At 36.8% G+C, this 14,342-nt stretch carries 14 protein-coding genes; 11 read left to right on the forward strand and 3 right to left on the reverse strand.

What is annotated here, in order from left to right; all coding sequences use genetic code 11:
- Genes H9N25_RS19555 through H9N25_RS19575 form a run of 5 tightly spaced genes read left to right on the forward strand, consistent with a single transcriptional unit; the run spans position 1 to position 3,582 of the window.
- Positions 1–960, forward strand: coding sequence for a hypothetical protein (locus H9N25_RS19555; protein ID WP_190326956.1), 960 nt, complete (start codon positions 1–3; stop codon positions 958–960).
- The gene (locus H9N25_RS19560) at positions 960–2,522 is read left to right on the forward strand and encodes a hypothetical protein (protein ID WP_190326957.1); all 1,563 of its coding nucleotides are present in this window, start codon (positions 960–962) and stop codon (positions 2,520–2,522) included. The genes H9N25_RS19555 and H9N25_RS19560 overlap by 1 nt, the downstream gene beginning before the upstream one ends.
- Before the next feature lie 3 nt (positions 2,523–2,525).
- Positions 2,526–2,843 (forward strand): DUF6804 family protein, encoded by a 318-nt coding sequence (locus tag H9N25_RS19565; protein ID WP_190326958.1) that lies wholly within the window; start codon positions 2,526–2,528, stop codon positions 2,841–2,843.
- Positions 2,844–2,863: 20 nt separating this feature from the next.
- Positions 2,864–3,073 (forward strand): hypothetical protein, encoded by a 210-nt coding sequence (locus H9N25_RS19570; RefSeq protein ID WP_190326959.1) that lies wholly within the window; start codon positions 2,864–2,866, stop codon positions 3,071–3,073.
- Positions 3,055–3,582, forward strand: coding sequence for a thermonuclease family protein (locus H9N25_RS19575; RefSeq protein WP_190326960.1), 528 nt, complete (start codon positions 3,055–3,057; stop codon positions 3,580–3,582). The genes H9N25_RS19570 and H9N25_RS19575 overlap by 19 nt, the downstream gene beginning before the upstream one ends.
- 310 nt (positions 3,583–3,892) lie before the next feature.
- On the opposite strand, the gene H9N25_RS19580 is transcribed toward H9N25_RS19575, so the two are convergent.
- The 3 genes from H9N25_RS19580 to H9N25_RS19590 all read right to left on the reverse strand — a co-directional run bounded on the left by H9N25_RS19580 (position 3,893) and on the right by H9N25_RS19590 (position 7,440).
- The gene (locus tag H9N25_RS19580) at positions 3,893–4,504 is read right to left on the reverse strand and encodes a GIN domain-containing protein (RefSeq protein WP_190326961.1); all 612 of its coding nucleotides are present in this window, start codon (positions 4,502–4,504) and stop codon (positions 3,893–3,895) included.
- A gap of 263 nt (positions 4,505–4,767) precedes the next feature.
- Entirely contained in the window at positions 4,768–5,514 is a 747-nt protein-coding gene (locus H9N25_RS19585; RefSeq protein WP_190326962.1) for a LytR/AlgR family response regulator transcription factor, read from the reverse strand.
- 9 nt (positions 5,515–5,523) lie between these two features.
- Positions 5,524–7,440 (reverse strand): tetratricopeptide repeat-containing sensor histidine kinase, encoded by a 1,917-nt coding sequence (locus H9N25_RS19590; protein ID WP_190326963.1) that lies wholly within the window; start codon positions 7,438–7,440, stop codon positions 5,524–5,526.
- A 424-nt stretch (positions 7,441–7,864) separates the two neighbouring features.
- On the opposite strand from H9N25_RS19590, the gene H9N25_RS19595 reads away from it, so the two are divergent.
- The 6 genes from H9N25_RS19595 to H9N25_RS19620 all read left to right on the forward strand — a co-directional run bounded on the left by H9N25_RS19595 (position 7,865) and on the right by H9N25_RS19620 (position 14,233).
- On the forward strand, positions 7,865–8,107 hold the full coding sequence (locus H9N25_RS19595; RefSeq protein ID WP_167295810.1) for a TIGR04139 family peptide modification target: 243 nt from the start codon (positions 7,865–7,867) through the stop codon (positions 8,105–8,107).
- Positions 8,108–8,199: 92 nt separating this feature from the next.
- Complete coding sequence (locus tag H9N25_RS19600) at positions 8,200–8,439, forward strand: TIGR04139 family peptide modification target (protein ID WP_167295811.1); 240 nt, start codon at positions 8,200–8,202, stop codon at positions 8,437–8,439.
- A 139-nt stretch (positions 8,440–8,578) separates the two neighbouring features.
- Complete coding sequence (gene gwsG, locus H9N25_RS19605) at positions 8,579–9,481, forward strand: grasp-with-spasm system ATP-grasp peptide maturase (protein WP_190326965.1); 903 nt, start codon at positions 8,579–8,581, stop codon at positions 9,479–9,481.
- A 172-nt stretch (positions 9,482–9,653) separates the two neighbouring features.
- Entirely contained in the window at positions 9,654–10,748 is a 1,095-nt protein-coding gene (gwsS, locus tag H9N25_RS19610) for a grasp-with-spasm system SPASM domain peptide maturase (RefSeq protein WP_190326966.1), read from the forward strand.
- On the forward strand, positions 10,738–12,936 hold the full coding sequence (locus H9N25_RS19615; RefSeq protein WP_190326967.1) for a peptidase domain-containing ABC transporter: 2,199 nt from the start codon (positions 10,738–10,740) through the stop codon (positions 12,934–12,936). The genes gwsS and H9N25_RS19615 overlap by 11 nt, the downstream gene beginning before the upstream one ends.
- Positions 12,926–14,233, forward strand: coding sequence for an HlyD family secretion protein (locus H9N25_RS19620; RefSeq protein WP_190326968.1), 1,308 nt, complete (start codon positions 12,926–12,928; stop codon positions 14,231–14,233). Before H9N25_RS19615 ends, H9N25_RS19620 begins: the two co-directional genes overlap by 11 nt.
- Positions 14,234–14,342: the final 109 nt, after the last annotated feature.

The following is a 14,342-nucleotide window of genomic DNA, read 5'->3' on the forward strand; positions in this document are numbered from 1 at the left end:
ATGGAAAACGAAAATTTAAAACCCTTATCCATTGATTTTGAAGAAGGTGTATTAAAACCTTTATCATTAGAAAATGAAGAAGAATTAAAACCATTGTCTTCGAATTTAAATTACGAAGCACCTGAAAACTTTGTGCCATTAGCAAAAGCAGGGGGAAATGATATTAAAAATAAGGACAGTAATTTTATTTTTTTCTTTGGAACCGGCGAATCAGGTAAGTCAGTAATATTATCTTCAATGTTGTATTATCTAAGCTCTCAAGCTGGCGTTTTAAGGCCAAAGCTAGGTACACCAAACACCAAAGAAGCTCAGGTATTACTATCAGATTTTTTTGAGAATATTAGACAAGGCATTCTACCAAATAGAACAACAAGGGATCAGGTAACACGACTCGATTTAGTATTCGAACCCAACAATAAATCTAAAAAAGTTGTTCCCATTAATTTAACATTTTTAGAAACATCAGGTGAAAATCATAAAGATATAAGGCGTGGCGGGAGCTATCATAGCAGTATCGAAACATATCTTAATGCCAACATTCCGTTGACATTTATAATTGTGACCAGCTATACTAAAGCTCATGAGGATGATACTTTAATTAATGAATTTTTAGATGAGCTTGAAAGAAAAGGTAAAAATCTGAAATCGATAAATGTCATTCTTGTTGTTTCCATGTGGGATAAATCAGGAAGAATGGATGTAGCCAATACTGATGAGTTAGACAGTTTTATTGATGAACGTTTAAGTAGAACTAGTCAAAGAGTTAATACCTATAACCTTAGTAAAACGTATTATACAATTGGTAATATCCAAATTACAAATGGTCAGGAAAGAATAACTTTACTTAGTTTGGCAACAGCAGAAATTCTATCAAACTGGCTATATACTAGTATTGTTGGGTATGATTTAGATTATGAAGGAACTTTTTGGGAACGTATTAAATTTAGCTTCATAAATTAATGGATAATAAAATTAGCTTAATAGCCTTTGCAACCTGTGGAAATCCTTATGGTTTCAGGCAGACCTTTTTTGGTGATAGTAATAAATCCTTAGCTAACAGAATAAAGACTTTTGATCTTAATACCAACGCAATTAAACTTTTTCCACATGGTAAAGTTTATGGTATAAGAAGAGAATTAGTTGATGGCAATTCTATTATATCTTATGCTGTTTATTCTTTCGCTAAAGAACAGAATTCTAGTAGAGGTGGTACATTCATCGGCTCTGGAATTATTTTCGAGAATGAAATTGCTGATGAAAACATTACTATTAATAAGTTGAACGAATTTCATAGAAGTTTAGTAGGCAAAAATATTCAGAACGACATTATATTGGTTAATCATTCTAATAACTTTTCTGTAAGTAAACTGAAGGATTTTGATAAAATCAATTTCAATTTAAGAAAGGTTGAAAATCTGAACTTTTTCCAACCATCAAATCTAAATTTAGTTATTTATAGTGAGATTCATGCCGAAAAGCTACAGCTACTTTTTAAGAAGGCAATAGATTTACTGAATGTTTATGATACCATTTATTTTACAGACAATAATGAAATAGCTGAGTTTGTAATTCAAAAAGGACTTTTTAAGTTAGTTAAAGAAGCCGGGTTTGAGCAAGAAATTCAAAATTTGCATGAGGAAAGAAAGCGCAAAATTCAAGCTGCTATTATAGAATTTGAAAAAGAGAAGGAAAGATTGGACGATGATAAAGCGAGGCTAATACAGGATTATAAACAACAAATTGAACGAAATGAGAAATTGCATGAGGAAAACAAAAAAAGAATTGATGAATCAAAAAATGCGATAAGTTTCATAAACCAAAATTATGAAAGCTATTCAAAAAAAATAGATATCTCTATAGATCAACTCAAAGCCGAGGGAAAACTAGAAGAGGTGCAACGGCTACATAACGAAAATAAAAGAATTTTTATTGAAAGAGTTAATCAACAAAAAATACCGATATCTCTTGCTAATGTTCAAACCCAGCATGTTAAAACAGGAGTACAAGGAGATAGATATCCAGAACATGATTTTATTTCCAATAGAACGTATAACAAGCAGGACGTAGAAGATGGCATAAATATTTATAAAATAATTTCTTTATTCCTTTTCATTCTTTTAGTTGGTGTCTTAATCTATTTTTTTGTCTTTTATGCGCGCGATGAGAGTAGCACAAACCTATCACAAGAGGAAAACACTGAAATAGAACAACATATCTCCCAACCTCAAGTTACTCAAGGTTTGATTCCAAGCCCGAATTTCGAGATTAACAAGAAAAGTTATAAAATTCTTGCCAATAAGATTGAAAAAGAGATGGCATTGGACCAAATCGTCCAACTTGTTTTTGACACTAATCCTTCAGATGTAAAAGAAGCCTATATCTACCAAAAAGTTCAATATGGTCAATCACTGATTAATCTAAATAATAGCAGCTTTAAAGATTCTAGCAATACTTATTATTTTACAGGGGATACTTTAAGACATATTCCTGCCTATCGTGATTCGCTATTTGTACATCACTGATAAATGAAAGCTTTAATAAAGATTGTATTAGCAATGCTACTCCTTATTTGTTTAGCAAATATGCCATATGGTTATTACCAACTGGTTAGATTCTTGGCAATGGTAGGTTTTGGAATATTGGCTCATAGGGCAAATCAAAAACGTAATCCAATCATAATGATCACCTACCTGGCATTAGCTGTTCTATTTCAACCCATATTTAAAATCGCATTAGGACGCTTCTTATGGAATGTGGTTGATGTTATTGTTGCTTTAGGCTTAATCATTTCAATATACTTAGAACCTAAAACAAATACAGATAAAAAAAATCATCTTAATTAATTATAATTTTTATTAAAATCATGAAAACGCTCTTCTTACTCCTCTTTTTCTTTACCAACACTACTTGTAAAGAAAACACAACCGTGTACATTTGCAACAGTGCTGGCGCTAAAAAATACCACTATACCTCCAGTTGCCGGGGTTTAAGCAATTGCACGTATAAAATTATAAAGGTGGATATAGAAAAAGCCAAAAAAGACGGAAAAACATTATGCGGCTGGGAAAAATAAGTTTGTTGGTTTTATTGTTAACGCTTCAGGCTTGTTTCATCCCACCAAGCGAGAGCAAACCACTCATAAACTACAGCCATCTTGTTTTTATCGCCAAAGTGATCCGCATTATGGATGGCGATACCATGGAGGTATTATACCAAAACCAACCTATTAAAATCCGATTGGCCCATATCGATTGCCCTGAGAAACGCGGCTCGCAACCTTTTGGCAACAATGCTAAAAAAGCTTTATCCGATTTATGTTTCGGGCAAATGGTTAGCGTACAAGGCCAAAAATACGACCGCTACAAAAGATTGATAGCTGTGGTTGTTAACAATAAAAAACAGGTAGTAAACCAGGAAATGATTAAACAAGGCATGGCCTGGCATTTTAAAAAATATTCGAATGATCCGCTTTATGCGCAGTTAGAAATCACTGCAAGGAAAAATAAAGTAGGCCTTTGGCAGGAAGCGGATGCGGTAGCACCCTGGTCATGGCGTGAAACTAAGCATACTTTGGCAAAGTAGTGTATTTCTTTTTGCGAAAGCCCAATAAGTTTTGAAGACAGATTATATTATCTTGATGGGGAGTTCGATTTTAGCTGCATATGGTTCATCGGAGTAATTTCTTGCTATTGTTAATCCAAAAGGCTGGGGAGAAACAAAAAACAGGTGCATTCCATCATACAAGAAAAATCATTATTAATCTATAACCTTCAAAACCATTGGTGCAGGCACCGTGAAAATATTTTAAGAATTAATAATCAACCATGCCAGAAATTGTTTAGCAAAAAAAAAGCTACCCAAAATAGGTAGCTTTAGTATCTTTAAGAGATATCTATTTCGCTAAAACCATTGCATTTTGTTCTGCTTCCATGATGGCCTGAGAAGCGTACGATGCCGATTTAAGACTGGCAAAATCTGCTAATTTTACATTTTTCATGTTGCTCGCAACCATTGTACTTTCACCGGCAGTACCATTTAATTTTAATACGGCATCATCTTTAACGATTGTATATAAACTGCCTGCGGTAGTTTTAATCTTCGATGTAGCACTTTGACCCAAAAATAACTGCAAGTATTTTACATCGAAATTATTGCTGGTAACCACAACCGATTGACCGTAAGCTTCAATTCTTTCTAAATCTTTTACGGTAATATTTAACGTTACCTGGCTTGTTTCCATTGAATTGATGAACAAGGTTTTTCCATCAGTTGACACTGAGGTTTTTGCAGCATTATAGTTGCTGGCACCTTCTACGTTTTGTTTATCGCCTTGTGTTAAGATAAGCTTCACGTTACCACTCACCCAGATCCTGTTGAACTTTGATAAAGAAGAAGCTTTTGTTTCTGCTTTAACTGGCTCAGCGGCAAAAGTTGCCATGGCTGATGAAGTAAATACTACTGCTGTTAATGCTGCTGCGAATAAAGTTTTTGCTAAAGTTTTCATATCTTTTATATTTTAGGTTTTTGCTATTGTTTGTTATTAAGACGCAGCTGTCCATCAAACGTTTCAGGCAAAAACCTTCTATTATACCAGCATCAGTAACCGCTAGACCAACGCCTGTAATTTCTAGACGAACCGTTGCGAATTCTCTGGCCAGCGTAAAAAAAATGGAGGATGGCCATGTAGATTAGGTCAAAAATATTGTTTGGAGATAACCTTGCTGGAAACCTTCCCTGGAGGATATTTCCCAAATCAGCATAACCAGACTATGCAATATTTTCAAGGTATCGTAATACTTCTTCCTTTTTCCTGCTGGAAACCGGAATATTTTCCTTGTTTTCCATTTGTAAATAACCTTCGCGGTAATACTTTTTAACGTATTTAAAATTAATCAGGTACGATTGATGGCACCTTAAGAAACCAAAGGGCGTAAGCAAACTTTCATATTCCTTTAACCCTTTGGAAACCAAAATCTCGCTATCGGTATTTAAGTAAAACGTAGTATAACCTTTATCACTTTTACAGTACATAATATCATCAATGGCCACAACTTCTATATATTCGAGACTTTTTAACGCAATCCGTTTCGCAGCGGCCACGCCCTGGGCAAGGTAATGTTCTTTAGCAATAGCAAGCTGTTGCTGCCCTAAGGTTTCCTGTTCGCGGTGATGGTAACATTTGTTTAAATATGCGGTTAACGATACCTCATCAATAGGTTTGAGTAAATAGCCAAATGCCCCTAAATTAAGCGCCTGTATAGCATATTGATCGTAGGCGGTGAGAAAAATAACCTGAAAATCGGTAACACCTATTTCATCGAACAGGTGGAAACTATCTCCATCCTTTAAACGGATATCAGCCAGAATAATATCGGGTTTTAACATCGGTATTTCTTTCGTAGCCACTTTAATTTCTCCGGCAGTGCCAACTACTTCCAGATACGCTAATTTCTTAACGATTTGTAAAATGTGCTGCAATATCCGGATTTCATCTTCTAAAATATAAAGCTTCATAACTGCTATTTAATTATTAATTACGGGGATCAGGATTTCAGCAAATACACCTGTTGCAGTGCCCCCGCCTTTATTATTTACATTAAACTCCGCTTTCTGTCCCTTAGCAGTAAAGAGTAAATCAATTCTTTCTTTTAAAATTACCTGGGCCAGCGATTGCTTCTTTTTATCTTCGGCTGTTTTTTTGGTCAGCCCACTGCCGTTATCATCAATTTCAATCACCAGCAAATCGTTTTTTAACTTGAAAGATATGGTTAACAAACCTTTGTAAGCAATATTTCGGAAACCATGCTCAATGGCATTCTCTACAAAAGGCTGAATGAGCATTGGCGGGATGAGCGTTTCGTTCTGGTCCAGCTGATCATCAACAAGAATTTTATAATCGAAAACATCAGCATAACGCATTTGCTGTAATTGAAGATAATTGTTTAAGGAAGCTATTTCTTCTTCAATTTCGATAAAATCTTTTCTGTTTTGCTCTAATACCCCACGCAGTAAGCCCGAAAAAGACCGCAGATAAGATACTGATTCTTCGACATGCCCGGAGGCAACCAGGCTCTGCAAATTTGCAATGGCATTGAAAATAAAATGTGGATTTAACTGTGCCTGAAGCATTTTCTGCTCTACATTTAGCCGCTGGTTTTCTGATTTAAGCAGTTTATTTTTTTCTCTTAAGCGCTGCTGACGATAAAAGATATAAAAGAAAGAAACTACAGCCAGAAAAACCAGCAGCGTTAAAAAAATGGTTAAACGTTGCTGTTTAATAATGGTTTCGTTCAGTTTATTGCGGTTATTTAACTCTGCTATATTCCGGTCTTTTTTCTCTGCCTCATATTTTTCATGGATTTCGGCAACCTTAACCGCTTCGATTGCTTTATGGTTACGCAGTTCGATAGCGTAGGCAGAATCTGCAGCCTGGAGTGCATGGGCAAAATCGCCCTTCATTTTATAGGCTTCGATCAGGCCGTTGTAATAGATATCTTTTTGCCTGGCTGATGCATCGCGTTTTTCGAAAGCTATACCGGCCTGGTAATACTTAATGGCAGAATCGGGCTCATGATTTTGAGAAAATGCGGTAGCCAGGTTGTTGTAGGCAATACCGTTCAGGTTATTGGTTTTTTTTAGGTAGTTGAAATAAATTTTACTGCAGGCCAAGGCTTTGGCAGTTTGCAATTGCCGGCTGTAAATCTGTGCCTCGTTATCGTAAGTGCGGGCTATTGCCAGGCTATCGCCAACCTGTTCTGCCAAACGCCGGGCCTGGGCATTATAATATATCATTTTTTTAAAATCGCCCAACCGCGATGCCAACAGGAACGAAATATCAAAATAGCGTTGTTTAATTACAGGGTGTGTATTAAACGGATGATGTTTGAAGTAAATCGCCGCATATTCAATTGATTTTTTTTCGTTGTTGTTCTGAAAATAGGCCTGTGCCAGCAAATCATAAAAGGAATAGGTTAAGCGGCTATGGGCCTGTTCGGAGATTTTCAAAGCCGCAAAAATCTGGCTCATTAAAGCAGACTCTACCATCGATCCACCGGCCATTTTATGGGTTAAAATACGATAGGTTTTCAATAACTCAATATCATCGTTCGGCTTTAGTCCCTTCATTTTCTGGTAGGCAATTAAGGCACTATCTCTTTTCTTTTCAAAAACATATTTTCTGGCATGGAAATAATGATAATAGGGATCTGATTCTTTATCAGGGTTATTGCCCAACAGGCTGTCTTGCTGGTAAACTATTTTTTTTATCGCCTCCGTTGATAAGGTATCAAGAGACAGGATAAGCGATAAATGATCCCCGAAAGCAGTTTTTTTAACAGCCCGATGCTCAACATCAGGTGCATTTTCCTTATTTCTGCAAGCCGGAATAATAAGAAAACAAATCGTATAAAGGATAATCAGGGTTCTCGCACAGGTGTTCATTAACGAAAGAATTGGCTTATCATACATATAACACCTCTAATGGGGTGCAGGTTGAATTATTCTTTAAAAGTATAAATAGTATACACTAAAAAAAACAGCAGACAAATATCTGTCAGCTTTCACTCTATATCTGTACCTATTTAATATTTATCTGAAAATTACCGCAATAACACCAACAAAGGTCCGAATACGGATATGTAGCTTAATAGCGGTGTTTTTTAAGCTTTTTTCCTTAGAAAATGCAAATTAAATCTCTGTTGCTGCTTAGCCGTTTTACGAATATGCATGCAGAATTAACGAAAAGGTGCTCAAACCTGTCGCATATCAACTGCCGCTTGTAATCCCTTGGGTTTGTGTCGATTTTTAAATTAATAAAACCCAAACGCCAGGGTAAGATGGCGAACGCTAACATCAATTTAAGAAAATGAAAAACTTAAAAGGAATGAAGAAGAGCCTTTCTTCATTAGAAAACAAAAAACTCCAGGATCTTGGAAAAATACAGGGTGGCCTGTATTTTATCAGATCAAATTTTGCCTGTCCGAGCCAATACCCGAGTGAAGCTGTCGAATATGACACGTACGAAAGCAATGGTGGCAAATACATTGGAAGAACGTGCCAGCAGGCCGCCTCAGGAACGGATATAGGAAACGCTAACGGAACCTGCTAACCTAGCCTAAAAACAGGGTTTCAATCCCGAAAAAGCACATCAAACCCAAACCAAAAAGTTTGGAATTTTACGCACAATTAAAATTTACTAAAATGAAAAATTTAAAAGGAATGAAGAAAGATTTCTCTTCACTTGAAAACCAAAAACTTACCGATTTATCATCAATCAACGGAGGTAGAATGTTAGGCGGCTATACTGCAATTCAATCTAATGTCTTCGTAGGGGAGGGATGTGTAGAATATGACCACTATGAGGGCGCAAATGGTACAGGTGGGTATATTTACAGGGAAATCCGTCATCTTGCACCTGGAGAACCTGTTCATAATTACTAGAATCTGTATAAATGTAATTTCGGCCATCAGTTTTGGCAAAAATCCCATTTAATCACGATCATTTAAAAGGTATGGGCTGCCTTCTTACTTCATAGGAGGCAACCATATCAAAATCATTCACGGCGTAAAATAAACAAAGGTGATATTAATTATATCCAAAAAGCAAGAGACGACTACCAATGAAGTAATAAAATGGCTTTGGGCAATGGATAAAAAATTTATTCGGGTGCATGAAGATGAAGTGTTTGAGATAAAAACGAAAGAAAAACGTATCTACATAGAAAGCCAGAGAAACTGTTTTTACATTGATGAAATAACTAGTGTGTGGTACAGAAGGGGCGGGTTAAAATTTAAAAATTTCCAATATGACAACGTCTCTGTCGATATCCATATGCAGGAACACCAACATTGGCTGCAGGATTATGTAATCAAAACGCTTGAAGCCAAAAAACACATCAATAAGCAAAGCAATAGCGCTGTAAATAAACTGTTGGTATTGGCGCAGGCCAAAAAAGTAGGATTAGATGTTCCGGAGTATTATTTGGCTGAAAATACTGACGAAGCGGTTTTGGATAAAACGATTATAAAGCCGTTAACCGGAAACATCACCATAAATACTTACAAAGATTACGCGGAAAGTATTATGTATACCAGCGTAATAGACCATAAAGAAGAAGAAAGTTTTTTTATCACATTTTTTCAGGAAAAAATTGAGAAGGATTTCGAAATCAGGAGCTTTTATTTGAACGGAAAGTTCTTTTCTACCGCAATAATGTCTCAAAATGATGAGCAAACCAAAACCGATTTCAGAAAGTACAATCTCGAAAAGCCTAACCGAAATGTGAGATACAATCTTCCTGTTGAAATTGAAGAGAAAACGCATCAATTAATGATGTTACTGGATGTAAACTGTGGCTCAATAGATTTTATGAAGAGCGGAGAGAAATTTTATTTTTTAGAGGTAAATACCGTTGGCCAATTTTTAGGGGTTACCTCCATATGTAATTATGCTGCAGAGCAAGCAATAGCCGAATATTTATGAGGTACCAGATCGAAGAAAAAAACAAGTTGCCGCTAACATTCAAATTTGTGGATGAATACCGGGGCAAAAAAATCAATCAAAAAAGTAATGATGTACTTTATGGCACATGCAAGCGCTATAAAACAAACTTTCTTATGCTCGTAAAACCATATAAGCCAATTAGCAGATTGTTATGAGGTATTTTAATTTATTTAGCGATATTTTGATCACAAAAGGTGTTAACAGAATCCTGATTTCTGATTTGCAGCGAAACCGTTCTGAGCTGCAGTCTTTAGAATTGAATACCATTATTGAAGAGTTGAAATCTAATTCTATTGAGGAAGTATTTGCTTTTTATGATGAAGAATCAAAAGAAATAGCACAAGAATACCTAAACTTTTTATTGGAAAAAGAGTACGGTTTTATTACCGAAAATAATTGGGATAAAAATTTTCCACCACTATCCCTGGTATTTAGAGAGGCCAGTACAATTTCCAATATATTTATTGAAACTGCCGACTTATTGCTGTCGCCGCAGCTGGTGCAATCTATAGAAAATTTAGGAATAAGACATTTGGTTATCTATTGCGAAAGCGAACTGTCGTTAACAGCCTTTTTAACCTTAGAAGATACATTAAACGACTCATGTTTAGAAAGCATAGAAATTTTCTCTCCCTATCATTCGGGAGTTGATGATAATTTTATAAAAACCCTAAATGAAAAATGTACAAGAATTTACAGTTTGATATTTCATAAATGCGAAAAAGCGCCATTTGAGGTCGCAGATATTTTCAAATTTAACCTGGTTTTCACCAATCAACATTTAAAAATAAATTCTTGCGGAAAAGTAGACTTAAAGTATTTTGATACCAACCTTACGAAGGTTTTAGAAGCCGTTAATCATAATTCCTGCCTTAATAAAAAAATCGGCATTGATATCAATGGCAATATCAAAAACTGCCCGGCAATGCCCCAGATTTTCGGGAACATAAATAACATTTCTTTAGAAGACGCACTAAACGTTAAAGGATTTAAGGCTTACTGGGACATCACCAAAGATGACATTATGGTTTGCAAATATTGTGAGTTTAGAAATGTATGTACCGACTGCAGGGCATTTACAGAACGTACACATACCAACCACGCAGGTTTAGACATATCCAAACCGCTAAAATGTGGCTACAACCCTTCTACCAATAAATGGGAAGAATGGAGCACAAACCCGCTTAAACAAAAAGCAATACAACATTACGGCATTGCAACAAAGGTAAAGGTATATGAAGCTTAAAAAATTTCCATTTTATAAACAGCCCGATACTAAAGATTGTGGCCCTACCTGCCTGCGCATTATAGCCAAACACTATAACAAAAGCATTCCGCTGGCCCAAATCAGAACCCTCGCCGAAACCACCAGAGAAGGGAGCGGTTTGCTTGGCCTTAGCAATGCAGCAGAGGCTTTAGGCTTTAGAACATTAGGTGTTAAAATAAATTTTAACACCCTGCTGGCCGATGCACCATTGCCCTGCATTGTACACTGGAATAAAAATCACTATGTGGTGGTTTATAAAATAGACAAGGGCGGTAAGGTTTATATTTCAGATCCAGGTTATGGCTTAATTACCTATACCAGAGCAGAGTTGATAAAATACTGGATCGGCGAAAATGCCCACGAAAATACAGAAGAAGGGATTGCCCTTATTTTAGAAACAAGCCCTGCATTTTACAGCAGTGATTTCGAAGACACAGAAAAGAAAGCCAGTTTCTCTTTCCTATCCAGATATTTGCTCAAGTATAAATCGCTCGTTATACAGCTGGCCGTTGGCTTACTGGCCGGAAGTTTATTATCGCTTATTTTTCCCTTCCTTACCCAAAGTATTGTTGATGTAGGCATACAAAACCAGGACATTAACTTTATTTACCTGGTTTTGCTGGCCCAGGTAATGCTTTTTATGGGTAAAATGGGCATAGAAATGATTAGGAGCTGGATTTTGCTACACCTTTCTACCCGGATTAACATTTCAATCATTTCCGACTTTTTTATCAAGCTGATGAAACTTCCGATCAGTTTCTTTGATACGCGGATGACAGGTGATATTATGCAGCGGATAAACGATCACCACCGGATAGAACAATTGCTAACCAGCTCCTCGCTCAATACCCTCTTCTCGATGGTAAACCTGCTTATTTTTAGCATTATACTCCTCATTTACGATTACCGGTTATTTATTGTGTACCTGCTGGGCGCGCTTTTGTATGTGGGCTGGATTGCTTTTTTCCTTAAAAGAAGAAAAGAACTCGATTATAAAATGTTTGCCCAGGTTGCGCAAGAGCAGAGCACCGTGATAGAACTGATTAATGGCATGCAGGAAATAAAAATGCATAATGCCGAAAAACAGAAGCGCTGGGGCTGGGAATTTTTACAGGTAAAGTTATTTAAGATAAAAATAAAGGCGCTCTCGTTAGAGCAGTGGCAATCTGTAGGTGGTGGTTTTATTAATCAGATAAAAGATATCCTGGTGAGTTTCCTGGCCGCAAAACTGGTTTTGAGTGGCAACCTTACCCTGGGTATGATGCTTTCGGTACAATATATCATTGGCCAGCTAAACAGCCCCCTAATGCAACTCATCGATTTCATCAAACAAACACAGGATGCCAGAATTTCGCTCGAAAGATTACAGGAAATTCATGATAAAGACAACGAAGAAGGCAGTGAAGAACAGTACGCTGCAGAAATTGCGCAGAAAGATATCGAACTAAAGGCTGTATCGTTCAAGTATACAGGGGCCGATTCGTTTGTTTTTCAGGATTTAAACCTGGTTATCCCCTTTCAAAAAACCACGGCTATAGTTGGGGCAAGCGGTAGCGGAAAAACAACGCTTTTAAAGTTGTTGACCAAATTTTACGAACCCGATCAAGGCGAAATAAAAATTGGCAGCACCGATATGAAAAATATCTCACCCAGGTACTGGCGCGACCATTGCGGAGTGGTGATGCAGGAGAGTTATGTGTTTAACGATACCATTGCCAATAATATCGCCATTGGCGAAGATGTGATTGATAAACAAAAGCTGAGAAAAGCTATAGAAATTGCCAATATACAGGATTTTATAGAAAGTCTGCCTTTAAGTTATAACACCAAAATTGGGAATGAAGGTATGGGCGTTAGCGGTGGACAGAAGCAACGGTTGTTTATTGCCCGGGCCGTGTATAAATCGCCTGAATACATCTTTTTTGATGAGGCCACAAGTGCTTTAGATGCCAATAACGAAAAGATAATTATCGAAAACCTGAACCAGTTTTTTAAGGGTAAAACGGCCATTGTAATTGCCCACAGGTTATCTACAGTTAAACATGCCGATAAAATTATCGTGCTGGATAAGGGAATGGTTGTAGAAGAAGGCAACCACAACGAACTAGTGGCCAAAAAAGGAGAATATTACAGATTAATCAAAAACCAGCTCGAACTTGGAAACTAAGAAAGATAAACTAGACGAGATACAACTACGCTCGGAAGGTGTGCAGGATATTCTATCAGAACCACCCCACTGGATGTTCCGCTGGGGCAGTGTGGTTATCCTGGCCATCCTTTTAATGATTTTATTGATGAGTTACTTCATTAAATATCCGGAGTTTGTACCCGCAACCATCATCATTACTTCACAAAATCCACCAGAAAAACTAGAGATCAGAGCGGATTCCAGAATTGAAAAAATATTTATTAGCGACCATCAAAAGGTAAAAAAGGATCAGCTATTAATGGTTTTACAATCTACTGCAAATTATAAAGATATTTTACAGCTTAAAAGCATTATAGATTCCATTTCTCCCGGTCAGCTGTTTTCGTTTCCGGTTGATCAAGTTTCGCGGTTTAAGTTAGGAGAACTACAGGGCGATTATAATAATTTTGCCAAGGCCTTTCAGGACGAAAAGCTGTTTACCAGGCTTAAACCTTATGCACCGGAAAATGTAGCGACAGCTCAAAATATCCAGACCAATAAAAGCAGGATAATAGCCTTAAAAAGGCAAAAAACATTTGAAAGTTTAAAGTTTGAACTGGTAAAGAAAAATTATCAGCGCGCCCAGCTGCTGCTAAACCAAAAGGTAATTTCGGCTTTGGAATTCGAAAACGAAAAAATTAAATTTTTACAGGCGCAACAAAACTTAGAAAACCTCGATATCTCTTTATCGCAAACAGATGAAGCCATTTATAACCTTAATAAAACCAAAAGCGGTACAACCATAAATGCAGAGAAGGATAAAATCAATTTCGCTTCGCAAACCTTACAGCTACTAGAACAGTTAAGACGTTCGCTAAGGGCCTGGGAACAAAGCTACCTGGTTATTTCCTCTACTAATGGTGTGGCCAGTTTTCAACAATTCTGGGGCGAAAACCAGTTTGTAAAACGAGGAGATCCTATATTATCTATCCTACCCGATCATACCCAGGCACTGATCGGGAGAATGTTTGTAGCGGCCACGAATTCAGGCAAAATTGCCAGGGGGGAAAAAGTTTTAATCAAACTGGATAATTACCGTTATCAGGAATATGGTATTGTAGAGGGTAAAGTTCAAAACATATCCTTTACTCCTGATGATAAGGGCAATTATTATGTAGATGTATTGCTTCCGAAAGGGCTGAAAACATCTTATCACAAAATACTTCCATTTGATAAAGAGCTTAAAGGTAATGCCGAAATTGTAACACAGGACCTACGGTTAATTGAGCGTTTTTTTTACCAGATCAGAAAGCTTACCAGATACCAGACCGAGTAGAACAGGGCAAGGGCGCTGTGTCAATGCCATTGAGTAAGTGATAAATCGCAAAAAGATGTCAACCCTGAGCGTAGTCGAAGGGCATTTATTTGCGATTTATCAAGCTCTG

Source organism: Pedobacter riviphilus, assembly GCF_014692875.1.
Lineage (GTDB): Bacteria > Bacteroidota > Bacteroidia > Sphingobacteriales > Sphingobacteriaceae > Pedobacter > Pedobacter riviphilus.

Bases quoted from the DNA above. Each gene is read 5' to 3' on its own strand.
- H9N25_RS19580 (WP_190326961.1), bottom strand. From the start codon at position 4,504: ATGAAAACTTTAGCAAAAACTTTATTCGCAGCAGCATTAACAGCAGTA.
- H9N25_RS19615 (WP_190326967.1), top strand. From the start codon at position 10,738: ATGAAGCTTAAAAAATTTCCATTTTATAAACAGCCCGATACTAAAGAT.
- H9N25_RS19575 (WP_190326960.1), top strand. From the start codon at position 3,055: ATGCGGCTGGGAAAAATAAGTTTGTTGGTTTTATTGTTAACGCTTCAG.
- gwsS (WP_190326966.1), top strand. From the start codon at position 9,654: ATGAGGTATTTTAATTTATTTAGCGATATTTTGATCACAAAAGGTGTT.
- H9N25_RS19585 (WP_190326962.1), bottom strand. From the start codon at position 5,514: ATGAAGCTTTATATTTTAGAAGATGAAATCCGGATATTGCAGCACATT.
- H9N25_RS19600 (WP_167295811.1), top strand. From the start codon at position 8,200: ATGAAAAATTTAAAAGGAATGAAGAAAGATTTCTCTTCACTTGAAAAC.
- H9N25_RS19590 (WP_190326963.1), bottom strand. From the start codon at position 7,440: ATGAACACCTGTGCGAGAACCCTGATTATCCTTTATACGATTTGTTTT.
- H9N25_RS19555 (WP_190326956.1), top strand. From the start codon at position 1: ATGGAAAACGAAAATTTAAAACCCTTATCCATTGATTTTGAAGAAGGT.
- H9N25_RS19570 (WP_190326959.1), top strand. From the start codon at position 2,864: ATGAAAACGCTCTTCTTACTCCTCTTTTTCTTTACCAACACTACTTGT.
- H9N25_RS19560 (WP_190326957.1), top strand. From the start codon at position 960: ATGGATAATAAAATTAGCTTAATAGCCTTTGCAACCTGTGGAAATCCT.
- H9N25_RS19595 (WP_167295810.1), top strand. From the start codon at position 7,865: ATGAAAAACTTAAAAGGAATGAAGAAGAGCCTTTCTTCATTAGAAAAC.
- H9N25_RS19565 (WP_190326958.1), top strand. From the start codon at position 2,526: ATGAAAGCTTTAATAAAGATTGTATTAGCAATGCTACTCCTTATTTGT.